Origin of the sequence: Clostridioides sp. ZZV15-6383 (genome assembly GCF_020657735.1) — a bacterium.
Classification (GTDB): Bacteria; Bacillota; Clostridia; order Peptostreptococcales; family Peptostreptococcaceae; genus Clostridioides; species Clostridioides difficile_D.
This window is the reverse complement of record NZ_JAGWCV010000064.1, coordinates 1-17,104: the sequence shown is the minus strand read 5'-3', so window position 1 is coordinate 17,104 and position 17,104 is coordinate 1. Positions and strand designations below refer to the sequence as shown.

The 17,104-nt window shown below is 27.1% G+C and carries 15 protein-coding genes; 14 read left to right on the top strand and 1 reads right to left on the bottom strand.

Translation table 11 applies throughout. The features are described from left to right. Nucleotides 1-93: 93 nt before the first annotated feature. Entirely contained in the window at nucleotides 94-222 is a 129-nt protein-coding gene (locus KGF42_RS19935) for a hypothetical protein (RefSeq protein ID WP_255650989.1), read from the bottom strand. 202 nt (nucleotides 223-424) lie between these two features. On the opposite strand from KGF42_RS19935, the gene KGF42_RS16740 reads away from it, so the two are divergent. From KGF42_RS16740 to KGF42_RS16675, 14 genes are all read left to right on the top strand, one after another. Next, nucleotides 425-2,140, top strand: coding sequence for a phage tail protein (locus tag KGF42_RS16740; protein ID WP_227826736.1), 1,716 nt, complete (start codon nucleotides 425-427; stop codon nucleotides 2,138-2,140). 1 nt (nucleotide 2,141) lies between these two features. After that, on the top strand, nucleotides 2,142-4,064 hold the full coding sequence (locus KGF42_RS16735) for a tail fiber domain-containing protein (protein ID WP_227826735.1): 1,923 nt from the start codon (nucleotides 2,142-2,144) through the stop codon (nucleotides 4,062-4,064). 1 nt (nucleotide 4,065) lies between these two features. Next, entirely contained in the window at nucleotides 4,066-4,221 is a 156-nt protein-coding gene (locus KGF42_RS16730; protein WP_227826734.1) for a hypothetical protein, read from the top strand. Between the two features lie 11 nt (nucleotides 4,222-4,232). Next, nucleotides 4,233-6,290, top strand: coding sequence for a BppU family phage baseplate upper protein (locus KGF42_RS16725; RefSeq protein ID WP_227823296.1), 2,058 nt, complete (start codon nucleotides 4,233-4,235; stop codon nucleotides 6,288-6,290). Nucleotides 6,291-6,300: 10 nt separating this feature from the next. After that, nucleotides 6,301-11,586, top strand: a complete 5,286-nt coding sequence (locus KGF42_RS16720; RefSeq protein ID WP_227823295.1) for a hypothetical protein — start codon at nucleotides 6,301-6,303, stop codon at nucleotides 11,584-11,586. Nucleotides 11,587-11,598: 12 nt separating this feature from the next. Further along, entirely contained in the window at nucleotides 11,599-11,922 is a 324-nt protein-coding gene (locus KGF42_RS16715) for a CD1375 family protein (protein WP_227823294.1), read from the top strand. 79 nt (nucleotides 11,923-12,001) lie between these two features. Next, entirely contained in the window at nucleotides 12,002-14,089 is a 2,088-nt protein-coding gene (locus KGF42_RS16710) for a hypothetical protein (RefSeq protein ID WP_227826733.1), read from the top strand. A gap of 15 nt (nucleotides 14,090-14,104) precedes the next feature. Next, nucleotides 14,105-14,431, top strand: coding sequence for a hypothetical protein (locus tag KGF42_RS16705; RefSeq protein WP_227826732.1), 327 nt, complete (start codon nucleotides 14,105-14,107; stop codon nucleotides 14,429-14,431). A 25-nt stretch (nucleotides 14,432-14,456) separates the two neighbouring features. Continuing rightward, entirely contained in the window at nucleotides 14,457-14,627 is a 171-nt protein-coding gene (locus tag KGF42_RS16700; protein ID WP_227821926.1) for a hypothetical protein, read from the top strand. 76 nt (nucleotides 14,628-14,703) lie between these two features. Beyond that, a complete protein-coding gene (locus KGF42_RS16695; protein ID WP_227826731.1) occupies nucleotides 14,704-15,519 on the top strand; it encodes an N-acetylmuramoyl-L-alanine amidase in 816 nt (271 codons plus the stop codon). Between the two features lie 11 nt (nucleotides 15,520-15,530). Then, the gene (locus KGF42_RS16690; RefSeq protein ID WP_227826730.1) at nucleotides 15,531-16,148 is read left to right on the top strand and encodes a glucosaminidase domain-containing protein; all 618 of its coding nucleotides are present in this window, start codon (nucleotides 15,531-15,533) and stop codon (nucleotides 16,146-16,148) included. Nucleotides 16,149-16,159: 11 nt separating this feature from the next. Then, nucleotides 16,160-16,411 carry a phage holin family protein gene (locus KGF42_RS16685; RefSeq protein ID WP_227826729.1) on the top strand — a complete coding sequence of 84 codons (252 nt, stop codon included), beginning with the start codon at nucleotides 16,160-16,162 and terminating at the stop codon, nucleotides 16,409-16,411. Beyond that, nucleotides 16,412-16,726, top strand: coding sequence for a hypothetical protein (locus tag KGF42_RS16680; RefSeq protein WP_227826728.1), 315 nt, complete (start codon nucleotides 16,412-16,414; stop codon nucleotides 16,724-16,726). Between the two features lie 81 nt (nucleotides 16,727-16,807). Continuing rightward, the coding region (locus KGF42_RS16675; protein ID WP_227826727.1) for a transposase at nucleotides 16,808-17,104 on the top strand (297 nt) is incomplete at its 3' end.

The following is a 17,104-nucleotide window of genomic DNA, read 5'->3' as shown; positions in this document are numbered from 1 at the left end:
ATCTTCTGAATAATATTTTTTCATATATTTTCCTCGTTTTTAATTTTATTATATTTGAAAAAAGAGAATAAAAAAACCTATTTTTGGAGTGGTTTAAAAATTTGTCCAAAAATAGGGTTCCAGTTCATTGGCGTCTGAGTGGTTTTTTGCTTTATCATATATGTAACAAGCTATTAAACTTGTTGCAATATTTAGGCAAATATTAAACACTACTGTTTCCATAAATTCACCTCCCTATAAAAAAATAAAGCGAGGCTCACCTCCTTCCTTTGAAGAAGTAGGCTAAATACAGAAACAACCACTCTTAGCACTTTCGATTTAAAATTCCTTACTATACTAGATTATACCATAATTTTACAATTAATAAAATATTTTAGCTCATCTTAATTCATGGGCTTTTCTAATACAAAGAAGGTGATAAAATATGCATTTTAATGTGAATCTCAAACAGATAAAATCTGATTACACATTAACCATTCACAAGATGAACAAGTCATTTTTAGGTCAAATTCCAATCAATTTTCTAAATTATATAAAGCGTGAGCTTGGTGGAGTAGATGAAATACAACTTACTATTCCAAAATATATCACAGAGCGTTTTCAGTTCTCTAAAGTAATAAATCCTCTATTTAATGAAATTAAAGAAGAACGTCTTATTTGTCTTAATGATAAAGAGTACTTTGTAATTAAGAATGTTGTAACAACAGACGATAAGTTAAAAGTAGTAACAGCTAAATCTAAAGAAGTTAAACTAGGGAAAATTGATGTAAATATTGAGGATTATGGATTACAGATGTTTACCAAAGATGAAGAAGCATCTATTATATCTCTTAATGATTATTTAAAACAAGAGACAGGCTGGAAACTTGGTCATGTAGATGATTCAATTGCTTATGAAACTGATAGTGAAGGTAATAAAAGAGAAAAGGTAAGATGGCAAGAAAGTATTAACTCTAATTGGTTAGATTATTTCAATAATGAACTAAAAGAACAATTTGAGTGTATAGCTGATTTTGACACTTATAATAATTTAATTAATTTGTACCATATAGATTCCTTTGGAGATAATATTCAGTTATATTTATCTCATGATAATTATATCAAATCTCTTGAAAGAACTACAAATAGTGATGAGATAGTAACTAGATTGAAACTTGAAGGCAGTGAAGATATGGATATAATAGGAGCTACAGTTACAGGATATGATTACATTGAGAATTATTCTTATTTCTTAGATAATGAAGAAATGAGTGAAGAACTTAGTAGAGCTATAAAGAAATATCAAGAAATGAATGAAATAAGAGAGCCAATTTGGAGAGAATTAATAGATACAAAGCTTAAGAAACAAAGAGAACGTGATAGTAAAAGCAATGAATGGTTACATGTAGTAGAGTTGATAAGTAAGAAAAAAGACATGAAAAAGACATATGATAATCCACAACATAAAGATGAAGTAAATTCAGCTAGAATAGCAGTAGAGATAAGTGAACTAGAAGATAAAAAGGTTATATTAGATGTTCAAATAAAACATTTAGAAGAAGAAATAACTAAATTAGATGAAAGTATAAAAGATATAAATATTCTTTGTAAGAGGGAGACTTCAACTGATGAGGATGGATATTTAATATTTAATGAGGCTCTATTAGATGAGTTAAATGAGTTTCTCTATTATGATACTTATACAAATGATGCTTTTTTAAAAGTTGAAGATTTAATAGCAGAAGGTAAGAGACAATTAAGTTTAAAATGTATTCCAACTAAAGAGTGGACTCTGGATGTTATAAACTTCTTAGATAGAATAATAGATATTAACTTTAGACAGCATTGGAAGGGTGATTTAAGCTTAGGAGATATTATAGTGTTACATAGCAAAGAATCTAAAGAAGAAGAATTAGTCTATTTTACATCTTTTACTCAAAATTTTAAAAATGGGAAATTGGATACTTTAGAATTAACTTTAAGTAATAAAAAAATAAAAGAAGATGACAAAAGGACAATAGCTGATTATTTAACTAAAGCTGAACATGCAACAAGAACATTGAACTCTAAAAGACATTTATTTATTCAGCAACAGAAGAAAAGAATTAACCTACCAGATAAATATATTCCTAAAAAAAATATACAAAAGGAGTTGATGTAAATTGATATTGGATAATTCACCAGCAGATAGCTGGATAAGAATTACTGGAGTAATTGTTACCTATAATAACACACTTTATCAAGTAGTAGATACAGAGACAAATAAAAAATATATATATTGGGATGTTGATAATCCAGGAACATTAAAAGTTTCTAATGTAAGATTACCAGAAGGAAACACACAATTTTTAGTAGTTGTAAATGATAATGGAAAACATACAGAAGTTCCTATAAACTCACCAATATTTGATATATCTTTTGATGGAAATTCAAGAAAAAATACTGAAGAACAGATTTGGGGATTATATGAAACTGATGAAAAACATAATGAAAAATTTGTAGTTATTGAAAAAGACATAGATGGAATACATCAAACAGTTTTAGAAGTGCAAGAAGATGCATCTCATATAAAAGAAAATATGTCTCTTATAGACCAGAGAGCTGAAAATGTAAACATATTAGTAAAAGAAGTAACTAAAAATTTTGGTGGCTCACAAGAAAATATAACATTAAGAGAAAACATAAATAAGGCTATAATTAAGTTAAATACAGACTTAGGAACATTTAGTTCTAACCTGTCTAATTATTTTAATGATAATGAGATTACAGATGAAGAAAAAGAAAAGATAGATATTGAACTTAATTTATTAGATACAGATAAAGCCAGTTTATATACAGAGTTACAAAAACTTATTGATAGAACTACTGGTGTAGACTTGGTAGCAATAAACACTTCAAAATCAGCATTGGATGCATCAAATACCAATCTAAAATCTATAATCAATTCAGTTATTTCAGATGGTATAATTACACCTTCAGATAGAATTTTAGCTATAAATGCAACTGCTCAATACAACTTAAAAATAAATGAACTTAAAAATACAGTAGATAAAATTTATATAACAGGTATGGGTGGAAGTATATCAGAGGAATTTGCACAAATAAACGCTACAGCTAAAGAAATAAAATTAGAAGTAGCTAGAGTGGATGGTGTAACTAAAACTAATTCTGCTCAAATTAAATTGACTAAAGATGATATAACTATGATGGTCACGAGGAACAACAGTGGTTCAATAATAGGAATTAAACCCGATAAAATTGAATTTGGTTTTAATGATATATCTAATTATGTAGAAATAGATAGGAATGGATTAACAGTAAATCAAGGAGCTATAGCATGTGATATATTGACAACTCCTAGTGGTCACGAACCTATTATTCGATTATTTGGAAGTAGCAGGTCTGGATTTGCAATAGATGCAAGAAGGTCTGATGGTTCTAGTCAAGCATCAGCTATAAGATTAAAATATGATAGTAATAATTATTTTTGGGTAGGATATGATACTGCTGAGATTTATGTTGATGGAGAAGAACACTTTATTGTTGAAAGAGATGATACTTTTGTAAGATGTGGAGGAGCTACTTTTACATTTACAAATGGAGATAGTTTAGGTATAGGATATTCATTTTATCCAGAGCGTTCATCAACTGATTTAGGTTGTGATGATTATAAATGGAGATATTTATATGCTCGTTCTACTTTGAGTGAATCAGATAAAAAGTTTAAAGAGAATATAGTATACATAAAAGATATTAAGAATAGAACTCGTTCAAGTATCACTCCAACACCATTTTTAGATTTTATAAAAGATGAATTTAAACCAGCAACATTTGATTATATAGCAGAAAAAGATAGGACAATTGCAGATAGTCAAATAGGGTTTATAGCTAATGATTTTAAAGATAGTTATGTTGGAAAAACATTTCTATATGACTATGGAGAAGAAAATGGATTAATGTTTAGTCCATCTGGTTATACAACAGTTGTGGCAACTGCACTTCAAGAAGAAATACAAAAGAGAGAAGAATTAGAAATGATAGTTAATAAATTAAACGAGAAAATTAATAATTTAGGAGGACATTAACATGGAAGTAAATTTACAAAAAGCATATACTGTAGCATTTGAAGAGATAAAAAGTTTATATAATGAGCTAATACTTTATAAGGCACTTAATATGCAACAACAAGAAGAAATTGAGACCTTGAAAAAAGAACTAGAAGAACAAAATAAAGAACAATAGGATGTGATACTTTGAAAAATTATGAAATAAAGAATCATACCATAGAAGTAGATTTTAGTAATTATAGAATAAACAAAAGATTACTAGATTATTTTATTTATAATGAAAATGATGTTAAAACAGCTTATATTGAAGCAATATTGAAAAATAAAGATGAAATAATAGATTTATCTGAATATGATAGAGTTTTAGTTAGCATTACAAAATCAGATGGACAAAAAGTTAATGGTGAATGTGAAGTTGTAGATGCTACAAATGGTGTTGTAGAGATAGAACTTAGCCGACAAGCACTTGCAAGTGTTGGTATAAATACATTTCAACTCTCTCTAGTAAAAGGAAATACTCTTATTAATACTACTAATCTTTATTATCGTGTTGAAGAAGGTATGATTAATGATGATGATTTGACTAGTACAGATGAGTATGGAGTTTTATTAGTCTTAATATCACAAGCAGAAGAAATTATAAAAAATAATAAAGAGTTGACTAAAAGAGTTGAACAGCTTGAAATAACTATCTTAGGAAATGAAGAAGTAAGAGATAAAGCAGAACAAATTAGAATTTACAATGAAGATATAAGAAACATACAAGAAGAAGAAAGAGAGTTTAATGAGTTAACACGTCAAAATCAAGAAGCCAATCGTGAAGAATCCATTCAAAATATGCAAATTCAAGTAGATGACAAACTTACTGACTGTCAATTACAACTCGATGAAATGATAGATGCTAAATCTGAAGAAATAGACAATATTGTTGATGACAAAATGCTTGATGTCCAAGCTCAAACAGATAAGAAGTTTCAGGACTTAGATACTAGAGCTAATGACACTTTTGATTTATATGATAAGATATTTGAAGATAAACTTACAGACAACCAAGAACAAATTGATTACAAACTTGATGAAGTAAATCAAGCTATATCTAATGTAGAAGATTGTATTGATGAAAGTACTACAAAATTAGATACAAAGATAAAAGAAGTAGATGACAAAATAGTTGAAGTAAATACTGCTAAAACTGATATGACAACAACTGTTAGTAATAAAATAACTGAATTTGAAAATAGGTTTGAAGAATTAGAAAGCCTTGATGCTAGAGGCGAGTTAATGCAATCTAGGGAAACTATTGATGGAAATGTAAAGGATACTTTAAAGGATAGATTAACATATGACTTTGAGAAAGTTAACGAGAAAATATCAGAAATGACTTCTGCTGCAACTAATGTAGCTTTTAGTAAATCTTATGTTGAATCGGATTGGGTTACTAATGGAGAATATTTTAAACTTATAGTTAATCACAATTTAGTTACAGAAAATATATTTGTAGCAATATTAGATGAAGCAACTAAGAAAAGTATGACTAATTCTTATACTATAGTAGATTCTAATACAATAGAGATATTCAATGAAAGTAACATAGATGTAAAAGTAACGGTTGTAAATGGAAATACAAACAAAGAAGTTATACAAGCTACAATAAATGATAATATAACAACACTAGATAGTACTTACTCTAGTGTTAAAATTGATGCAAAATTTGATGAAGCAAAGACTAATATAGCTATTAACTTAGATAGGATAAATTCAATACAGACTAAAATTGGTTCAAGTGAATTAAGTACAGTATCTAAAAATATATCAGAGGCAGTAAATGAGTTAGATGCCAGTGTTAAAGTTCTTGAATCTGGTGGAAATACAAACGAGCAATTAAAAATATTAAAAGAAAATTATAATAAAATGTCTGAGGAAATACTTAAAATTCTATTTGAATTAGAATTAGATAAGGAAGCTACAGCAGATGAAGCTGGGTATTGGTATGATACCTTATATGATTCTAAAAACATAAGTAATTTAGATGGATTGAAACTTAATAAATTTAAACAACAATTGGAATTACTTTCAAATAGTGGAACTGTATTATTTAAAAATGTAACAGTTCCTTTTTTATGTAACAAAATAAGATATATTCATGACTTAGGAAACAACTATAGTGAAACTAAAACAGAAGAATCTTATCAAAAGGGTTCTACTGAAATAAAAATAAATAAGTATTCCTATGAAGTGAGATAGGGGGAATTGTATGAAAAAGAATAAATTATTACAAAGAGGTTCTTTATTTGGAAATAAAGAATTTAAAATAGAAGAGTTTAATAAAAATTTTGATACTTTTAATGTTAAAGATATATTTACAGATATGAATTCTGCTTCTGTGTTTATAATTAAAGATGATTTAAAGTTGTATGCAGCAGGAGTAAACAGTTTTGGTGGTTTAGGATTGGGGAATACCACTTCTCTTATAAGATATTTTTCAAAAATTAATATTGATAATGTAAAATATGTATCATCTTCTATGTCTCACTCACTTTTACTTACAAATGATGGAGTTGTGTATTCGACTGGCAAAAATACAAGTGGTGAGTTAGGTTTAGGAGATAATATTAATAGAAATACTTTTACTAAAGTAAATATAGATAACGTAAAACAAATTGCTTGTGGAAATGAATATTCCATGTTAGTTACAAATGATAATGAAATCTATGTATGTGGTAATAATCAATCTGGAAGGATAGGTCTAGGAAATACATCTACTGTAAATACATTTACTAAAATTGATAATTTGAGTGTTAAAGAAGTATTTGCAGGAGTCGGTTGTTCATATATATTAACTTTAAATAATGAAATTTATTCAACAGGTGCAAATCCCTATGGGCAGTTAGGTCTAAATGATACTGTTGGCAGAAATGTTTTTACTAAAGTAAATCTAGATAATGTGATAAAAATTTCTACTGCTCAAGGTGCTGTAAATTTTCTTTTAGAAAATGGAGATGTTTATGGTTGTGGAGATAATTCAAATGGGCAAGTTGGTGTTGGTGGAAGAGCTATAGTAACAGTCTTAACAAAACTATCTATATCTAATGTAAAAAATATAGAAAGTGGTAAATATCATAAATTTTATATAACTAATAACAATGATATATATGTAACTGGAAGCAACCTAGAAGGTGCATTAGGGGATAAAATAGGTTGTGACACACCAACATATGCTCCTAGAAAATCTTCTATTAGTATAAAAAATATAAGTAAAATTAAATGTGCTTATATTGTAAGTTTTATATTAACTAGCAACAATGAATTGTATATGACAGGATATAACGTTTATAGTTTTTCTTACTTAAAAAGATATGATAAATGTATATTTGGATTTGAAAAATTTGAGGACTTTGATATTGAAGAATGTAATCATATTGAGTCTATTGATAATAGATTATTAATAAATAAAAATGATGAAAGAGTTTTAGATATAGGGCTTGAAAATAATTTTGTGAACATCTCTTTAGTGAGAGCAAATGCCATCTCTACATTTATTGTTGTGAATGGTAATGAAATATACGCAACAGGATACAACCCTCATGGCCATTTAGGTTTAGGTCATAATCATCATAGTTATGAATTTACTAGAGTTCCATTAGATTTAAAAGAAGGAGTTACTATAAGAGAAATATATTTAAATAAAGGTTCATACTTCACATTTATATTGTTAAGTGATAATACATTGTATTCGACAGGATATAACAATCGTGGGCAGTTAGGTTTAGGAGATAATGTTAATAGAAATGTTTTTACTAAAGTAAATGTTCCTCCTGTTAATAAAATTTCTTTAGGTGATGAACATGTATTATTGATGACAACTAATAATGAACTATATTCAACAGGATACAATTTTTATGGACAGTTAGGTTTGGGAGATACTATCAATAGAAATACTTTTACTAAAATTGATTCTGTATCTTATGCAACTCAAATTGCTGTATATGCAAATTCTTCATATTATATAGATAATAATAGAGTATCTTATTCAGTAGGATGTAATAATCTAGGTGAATTAAGTATTAATAGTATTGTCAGCCAAACCACTTTTTCAAGGATGCAATATATAACAAATAAAGGAAGCACAACACCAACATCAGTAGCTAATATTGCTGAAATTATCCCTTTTAAAGATGGATGTTTAATTAAAAATACAAGTAATTATTATTTTGTTTCTGGGAGACATAATTATTACAGCACATATATAAAAAGTTCTATAACGGATAATGATTATTCAAGATTTGGAGAGTTTGTAATAAATAAAAACGAAAATATAAATAAAGTAGCATTTATAATAGATGAACCTAAATTATCAAAGGTTCTGGTTTCTGACTATAACTTATGTTTACTAATGGATGCCAGTAATGGAGGATATAAGGAAATAAAATTCACAGGGAGACCTTCGACTTTTGGAGCTCCATCCCAAGATAAAAATTTAAGTTTAAGATTATTAATATCATCTTCTGCTCCTTATTACAATCATTATCTTGGAGAAGGTAACTTTATATATACAAAAGAGAAAACAAGATTAGCATCTAAATTTGAAATAATAGGTAGAAATTCAAGTGGACAAAGAGGAGATAGTAGTTATTATTCTAATATTCAAAAACATGTATTATCAAATGCTTTTTGGGCGTATAATTCACAAGTAATATATGCTAATGAATCAAGGATAGTAATTAAAGATTATTTTGGGAACATATATTGCTCTGGAGCTAATTCTTATGGTTGTTTTGGAATAAAAAAACCTTATAATGTCAGACATGATGGTTTTGTAAATATATCAAAACAATTTTCTAAAAAATATATTATATCAAATATAAAAGAAATTAAAAGTGATAGACAAGCTTTATATATCTTATTAAACAATGGTGAAGGGTATGTATGTGGTTCTAATAATGGTAACAAGTTAAGTACAATTAAAGCTAAGTCTGAATTTATAAAACTTCCTATAGATAATATAAAAGAATTTATTCCATCAAATGATTGTTTATTTATTCTTACAAATAATAATCAAGTCTATTCAATTGGTGCAAATGACTCGGGGCAATTAGGCTTAGGGGATAATATTAATAGGAGTACTTTTACTAAAGTTCCTATTGATAATGTAAAAAAAGTAATAACATGTTACAAATCTTCTTACATTCTAACCTATGATAATAAATTATTTTCAACTGGTTCAAATGGCTATGGTCAATTAGGCTTAGGAAATACTATTAATAGGAATAGCTTCACTAAGGTAAATATTTCTGGAACAATAAAGGATATATTATGTGGAAAATATGTTTTTATTATATTATTGGAGAATGATAATATAACTTCTTTAATGGGTTGTGGAAATAGAGATTACTTAGGTTTAAATGCAAATTCAACTTTGACTAGCTTAACTAAAATAAATATTGAAGGATTAACAGATCCATCAACTATATCAAATTTAATGTTGGAAGAAGGCAAAACTGTAATTACAATGAAAAATAGAATATTTGTCACAGGATATAACTCATTAGGAGGTTTAGGTGTTAATACTTCATATAATAATTCATCAGGATATATTGAAGGATATAAGGATGTAGGCTTTAATAGTAATGTAAAAGAGGTCGCTCTAGGAGTAAACACTATTTTTGTTTTACTTGAAAATGGAGATTTATATTCTGGAGGAAATGCTGATGATGGTATAGGTTTTGATGAATCTGGTACTGTAGTATTAAAAAAATTAACAAGTAATATAAAGCACATATATGCAAATGGTAAAAATGCTTATTATATAGATAATAATAATGACTTATATGTATTTGGTAGTAGACAATTGGGACAAATTGGCAATTATTCTGATGTTGTACAAAAAACACCTGTTAGAAATTGCCTCAATGTAAAACAGGTATATACTCAACATAATGGTTTTATAGTTCAATACACTAATAATACGTTAGAAGGAAAAGGAAATGCTGTAAATGGTCAAATAGGTTTATTTAATGGACATGAGGAAAGTGGAATTCTAAATACTTCAAGTTATACTCCTAGCGATTTAAGTTTTTCTAATGAAATGTCTATTGTAAGAAATAATTATGGACTATTAGTAAATAAAAAGACATTTTTACATAATGATGATAGTCTTAATTATAGAATACCATTTGGCACAAATGCTGGAAATTACTCAACTTCATTGCCTTTTGGAAATATAAAAAAGATGTCTTTATCCTCAACTCATTCAATTTTGATGTTAGAAAATGGAGATGTTTATGGTTGTGGTTCAAATCAATTTGGAGAACTTGCTATAAATAAATCTGAGTTAACAACAACTTCTGAATTTATAAAAATTAACTTAACAAATATAATAGATGTTGCTTGTGGTGATAATTTTACGTACTTCTTAAAAGATGATGGTACATTATTTTCTGTTGGTAAAAACTCAGAATATCAACTTGGAATAGGGCATAATGACGAAGTTAGTGAACTGCAAGAAATACTAACTATTTCTAATGTAAAAAAAATATATGTTTATAGTAATTATGTATTAGCTATAACAACAGAGGGTCAATTATATGTACAAGGATATAATATAAATGGAATCTTAGGACTAAATGAGAGTACAAAAAATACAATTATAAAATTATTTACTAAAGTATTAGAAAATGTAAAAGATATAAAATCTTATGATGATAAACATATATTTGCTATAAAAAATGATAAGACTTTGCATATCACAGGAGTAAACAAGGAAGCATATAAAATTGAAGATGTAGAGATTGGTTCTATGCTATATACTTTTTCACAAATATATATTCCAAGAGACGTTAATGATATAGTGGATGCTTTAATAAAAGATGAGACATTATATATAATATCAAAAGTAGATTCAGAGAAAACTTGTTTGGAAATAAAGAATAAGTCATATTCATCTATTGAAATAGATTTGCAAAATCCAAATAATGAATTGACAAAAATAGAGATGTTTATAAATAATGTCAGTACAAATATAATAGAAGATTTATCTACAGGAACAATTACTTTTGAAATTAATCCAGAGAATTTGATTCTTGGAGAAAATAAGATTGTATTTAAAGCACATTCTGACATTGGAAATAACTTATATATAAGTGTTTATATTTATAAAAAAGAGACTGGAGCTACTATAGTAAAAGATTCAACTGTATTAATCAATGGGAATACTTACAACGTATCTAGTATAGTTGATAACGCACAAGATGTAGTACTTACCTTAGATAAAGGCTTGTTAGAGAATTTAAATTCTAATAATCCAATTTATTATTTAATAAATAAATTAAAAGTACAATTAAAAATAAATGAGTCAGATACATTTAAAGATATGGTTAAAATAGAGACAAGAAAAACTGAGAATGGATATAAGGAGATATATGAATTAAAAGATATGAATATACAATCTGCACAACCTAAAGTAATAGTAGAAAAAGGAAATACTAATACAACTATTAAAAAACCATCTATGTTATTTAATTTAGATGTTGAAGCACTTTAAAGAGGTGATTAAATGTTAAATATAAATGAAGAAAAAATTGAAAAGCTCAAACAAAAAAAGGATTTAAATAATTTAAATACAAGTCAAAAAACGCAAGATAATGACATAACAGATTTAATGTTAGCAACTGCTGAAATATGCGAAATGGTATTAAGTAGTCAACAGACATCTACTATGTCATTAAAAAATATAAAATTAAATGAAGGAGGAAGTAGTATGGCAGCAATTTATGTAGGATTAATAGAGAGAGGTTTAAAAACAATTAACCAAGTACCTATGAAATATAGAGAAGAGGTAAGAAAAATGTGTGAAGCACTAGAGATTTCATTATCATAGAACTTTAATAGTTCTTTTTTTTGTGATTAAAATAGAGAGCTATCTTTGTAGCTCTCTAAATAAAAAAGAAGGTGATTAATTGTTAAATGAAGATGTAGTAAAAAAATTAAAAAATGTACCTAGTGACACTAATAGTGAAATTGGAAAAGTTAATACAAATATAGAAACTGCTAAAACAGAGTTAAATACTAAAATAGGAAATACAATTCTGCTTAATACGACAGATAAAACAAGTCTTGTAAATTCAGTGAATGAATTAGTAGATAAGCAAAGCGATATAGAAAATTTAAAAGAAGTTGAAAATATAAAATGTACTACTAACACAGGCGAATATACAATAGAAAATAGTAAGAAAGGTTATCTAACTAATTTTAATGTAGAAGGAAAAACACTAGTTAATTTATGGGGTAATAATATCTCAGATTTTTCTTTATGGAAAACAACTTTTTCAGATAATAAAATAAATATAACAACAGAAGATGGAGTAATGTATCATAACTTTTTTACAACAAACTATTCTATGTATAAACCAAACACATTATATACTGTAATAGTAAATGTTTATAAAAATACATTACCAGAAACAAGTGGAATATATGTACATAGTATTGGAGAAGAAAAATCTATATTTGGAAATCCTACAACAAACTGTACAATAAACGGAGGAAATATAGGAAAGTTTAAATATAGTTTTACAACACTAAACGACTTATCCAATTGTAATATAGTATTAAGGAGTATTATAAACAACAAGACATCCACAACAGGATGTGAAGTAAGTTTAAATATTACTATACTAGAAGGTGATTATACTAATACTAATATAGGTTATTTCAATGGAATACAAAGTGTTGGTCAAGGAGATAAAATTGAAATATTATCAACCGAAATAAATACACCAAATTTAATAAAATCAGATTATATTTACACCAAAGGTAAATATAATAGTATTAGTGGAGAGTATTTGGATACTGATGATAAACATTATGCTTGTGAAGAATTTATAGCAATAAAGGAAAATACAGAATATGTATTTTATGGATTGAATGGTAATAGACAATATTATGATTCAAATAAAAATTTTATACAAGGTATATCTTCTCCAGAACGATATTTCCAATTAACAAAAAATTCAAGTTGGAGATATTGGGTTGAAAAAACACCTAGTAATGCACATTTTATTAAAGTGACATTACATAGAGATAATTTAATAAATGGTAAGGCCATATTATTTGAAGGTAATAAATTTAATAAAAAGACTATTCCATATACTCTTAGAAGTTTACCAAATGGTACAAAAGATGAGATAGTTTATAAGAATAATAAATATTACTTAATAAAAAGATGTGAGGAACATACTTATACTGATATTGGAAATCTTAATTTATCACATGTATATGATAATACTCTGCTATTCATGGGAACATTAATTCCTCAAGCCGTTGTAGCTAGTTTAGACACAGCATATGTTCTATGTGATAATTTAAATGGAAAAAGTAGAAATGATTTCAATAGTAATGACACAGAAGGATGTTCAACTACTGGTGGTGGCGATATAGCATTTAGAATATTGAAAAGTAAACTTTCTACACAAGATGGAAATGGGTTTAGTGAATGGATAAAAAATAATCCAATAACTATTATATATCAACTTGCAAAACCACAAGAAATTGAACTTACAACATTAAACTTAGAACAATATGATAATCAAACTAAATTTATTTGTAACTCAGATACTGTTATACCAAACATAAGTTTTGAAAGTACACAAAATTTAGGTAGTCATATAGAAGCTATAAGAAGTAGTATAGCAAATATAAGTCATATTCAGTCTAACTCTAGAATTATAGATTTATCTAACAAATTATTGAATGGATGGAAGAGAACTGTTTCAGACAATGATGGGTTTATAATAAGTAAAAATGGAAATCAAGTTAGTTTTCATATGCGTATAACTGGTGGAATAATTACAGATAGTACTGCATTATTGAAGCTTCCTGATGGATTTACACCTAAGACTTTCTATGTTTTTCCAATATTTACAACCCAGAATAATCAATTAGTTCAAGGCTTTGTGTATTTTAATTTTGCAAATGGATACCTTCAAATTACGCAATTAGGAAGCAATGAAGATATATATAGTTATGGAACTTATTTTATTGAATAAGAAAGGAAGAAATGTATGTTAAATTTAAAAGAAAAAAAAGATATTTTAATAGAATATGGTTTTGAAAATGACTTAGATAACATAGATAATTACTTTGTTACAGATGATAAACAGTTATTTACTCCAGCAATAAAAAATGGAGAGATTAAAACAGGGAAAGAGGTTTACGATGAATGGTTAGAGTTACAAAATAATCCACCTAAACCACAACCAACACCCGAAAAAATAAATGCGGATAAAATTACAATTTTAATAGAAAATCAAAAACAGCAAGATAGTTTATTAGTAGATAATGCTTATAGAATTGCTATGTTAGAACTTAACACAAATAATGTGTTATAAAATTATAAAAAATGGAGGGAACAACATGTATAATATTTTAAAAAGAATGATTGAACAAAAGAATTTTATTACTAAAGAAGAGTTACAAACTAAATTAGATGTATTCTATGCTATGAACAGAATAAAGGAAAATGAATATACAGAGTTAACAAATTTATTGAATAAAGAAGAAATACCAGTAGAGCCAATTATTTAAGAAGGTTCTTTTTTTATGTCAATTTTAGAGGATTGATTAATTTCAATTCTCTTTTTAATTAAAAGGAGTGGTAATTTTGAATATAAAAACATTAACTGCCCATGCAGGACACAACCCAGATGGTAGAATAGGTTCTGGAGCAGTAGGGAATATAAAAGAATCTACAGAAGCAAGAAATGTACTAAAAGAGTTAATACCTTTAGCCCAAAAAGAATGTAAAGTTTATGATACTACATGTAATAATGGAACTTCTCAAAGTGACATATTGAATAAAATTATAGCTAAATGTAATTCATATAATACAGATTTAAATGTAAGTATCCATTTTAACTCAGGTGGTGGTCGAGGTGTAGAAGTTTTAGTATATAATTTAAATGACAAAGAAACTGTTGAAATAGCATCAAGAATATGTAAAAAAATAACTGAAACTTATCATGCAAAAGGTGATAAAGATTTTAAAAATCGTGGAGTTAAAGAAAAGAAAACTCTAGCATTTTTAAGAAGAACGAAGGCAAAGTCAATTTTAGTTGAGTGCTGTTTTGTAGACACATCTGACACTAAAAAATATAATGCTAAAGATATGGCCATAGATATTTATGAAGGAATATTTAATAAGTCTGTAGCTGGTAAACCACAAGAGAACAAAGTGAAATATGCAATAGTTTATGAGGGTGAGGTAGATAAAGTTATAGCCCAATTAATGGCCATGAATTATAAGACTAATGAAGTCTTTGTATGTGAGTTGAAAAATTATGTTCCTGGACATTGTGAAAACCTATATGTGATTGGTGGAGCATCCAGTAAAATTAAAACTAGCGAGAGATTCACTAAGTTACAAGGTGATGATAGATGGGCTACACTTCATAAAGTGTTAGATTTTATAGGCAAGTAGGAGGTAATGAATTGAATATATTAGATAAATCAACAGCTACATTAGAACAAGTCTTTTCGTATTTAGACACATTAAAAAATAACTCTAATCCACCACATTATTTATGTAGAGCTATAGTACCAATTATATATAAAGAAGCAGAGAAAAAAGGTGTAAATCCAGTTATTGCAATTGCTCAAACATTTATAGAAACTGGATATTTTAATTTTGGTAGAGTTTTAAATCCTTCTTATTGCAATGTGTGTGGTCTTAAAGGAAATAAAGGTGGAGGAGATTTAGACCCAACAGCTCATACAAGATTTAATTGTTGGGAGGATGGAGTATCAGCATTTATAGACCATCTAGCTTTATATGCTGGAGCTAAAGGTTATCCAAAATACAGTGAATTAGTTGGTAAAACTGAATATAAAGTAAATGGAACTACATTAGACCCTAGACATTTTTCATATCTACATGGAGAGGCTAAAACAGTTGAAAGTTTATCAGGCAAATGGTGTCCAGATGTGAATTATGGTCAAAACATAATAAATATATGTAATAAGATAAGCTCAATGAAGGTAGAAAACCATGCTGTAAAATTAGAACAAATAAAAACTAAAGTAAAAGAATTAAATGAAATTCTTGGATAGGAGGAAATCATATGGATATAATGCAATTTATCCCTCAAAATTTGATAATGTTAATAGGTGGGCTTTACATATTAGGAACATTTATAAAAGAATCTAATATTAAAAATAAATACATACCTTTTATATTGTTAGTTATAGCAATGATAAGCAGTTGTTTATTTATGAAAGAGCTGTCAATAGAAGCTGTCTTTGAAGGTATTTTATGTTGGGGTGCATCTATAGGAATAAATCAAATACAAGTACAAAACAGAAAGGATAAGTAGATGTTATCAAAGGAAATAATTGAGCTATTAAGCCAGTATGGATTTACAGCTATATTATTAACTTTATTGATGATATGGCTTGGAAAATATTTAGAAAAGAATAGACAACTAGAACAAGATGATAGAAAAAAGGAAAGAGCTTATTTTTCAAGAGAAATTAAAGAACAGAGAACTTTATTTGGTAATACAATAGATAAGTTTGATGATAAATTAGATAAATTTGCTGAAGCATTAAATACTAATAACAGCAGACTTGAAAGAGTTGAAACAGACATAACAAAGATTAAAGATAAATTAGAGGGGCTGTCGCACTAGAAAATAGTGCTACGCCCTTTTTTGTATAAAAAAAATAAATCCCAAGTTCAAAAGAGCCTGGGATTCTTGTATAATAATTGTATGTCAAAACAAAACATTATACAACTTGATTATACTATTTATGGTGATAATTATCAATTTAAATTACCACTAAATATTGATTATATGATTCCAAAAGATGATTCTGTAAGGTTATTAAGTCAAATTATTGAGGAGATGAACTTAGAAAAACTATATAAGACTTATTCTCGAATTAGAGGAAATAGAGTAACCCCTAGACAACTTTTGAAAATTATAATATATGCAAACATGAACTGTATTTATTCTTCAAGAGAAATAGAGAAAGCATGCAAAAGAGATATTAACTTTATGTATCTG

What these genes read in the sequence shown, in the direction of transcription:
- KGF42_RS19935 (WP_255650989.1), bottom strand. Translation starts at nt 222, where the DNA reads ATGGAAACAGTAGTGTTTAATATTTGCCTAAATATTGCAACAAGTTTA.
- KGF42_RS16740 (WP_227826736.1), top strand. Translation starts at nt 425, where the DNA reads ATGCATTTTAATGTGAATCTCAAACAGATAAAATCTGATTACACATTA.
- KGF42_RS16730 (WP_227826734.1), top strand. Translation starts at nt 4,066, where the DNA reads ATGGAAGTAAATTTACAAAAAGCATATACTGTAGCATTTGAAGAGATA.
- KGF42_RS16720 (WP_227823295.1), top strand. Translation starts at nt 6,301, where the DNA reads ATGAAAAAGAATAAATTATTACAAAGAGGTTCTTTATTTGGAAATAAA.
- KGF42_RS16715 (WP_227823294.1), top strand. Translation starts at nt 11,599, where the DNA reads ATGTTAAATATAAATGAAGAAAAAATTGAAAAGCTCAAACAAAAAAAG.
- KGF42_RS16705 (WP_227826732.1), top strand. Translation starts at nt 14,105, where the DNA reads ATGTTAAATTTAAAAGAAAAAAAAGATATTTTAATAGAATATGGTTTT.
- KGF42_RS16700 (WP_227821926.1), top strand. Translation starts at nt 14,457, where the DNA reads ATGTATAATATTTTAAAAAGAATGATTGAACAAAAGAATTTTATTACT.
- KGF42_RS16685 (WP_227826729.1), top strand. Translation starts at nt 16,160, where the DNA reads ATGGATATAATGCAATTTATCCCTCAAAATTTGATAATGTTAATAGGT.
- KGF42_RS16680 (WP_227826728.1), top strand. Translation starts at nt 16,412, where the DNA reads ATGTTATCAAAGGAAATAATTGAGCTATTAAGCCAGTATGGATTTACA.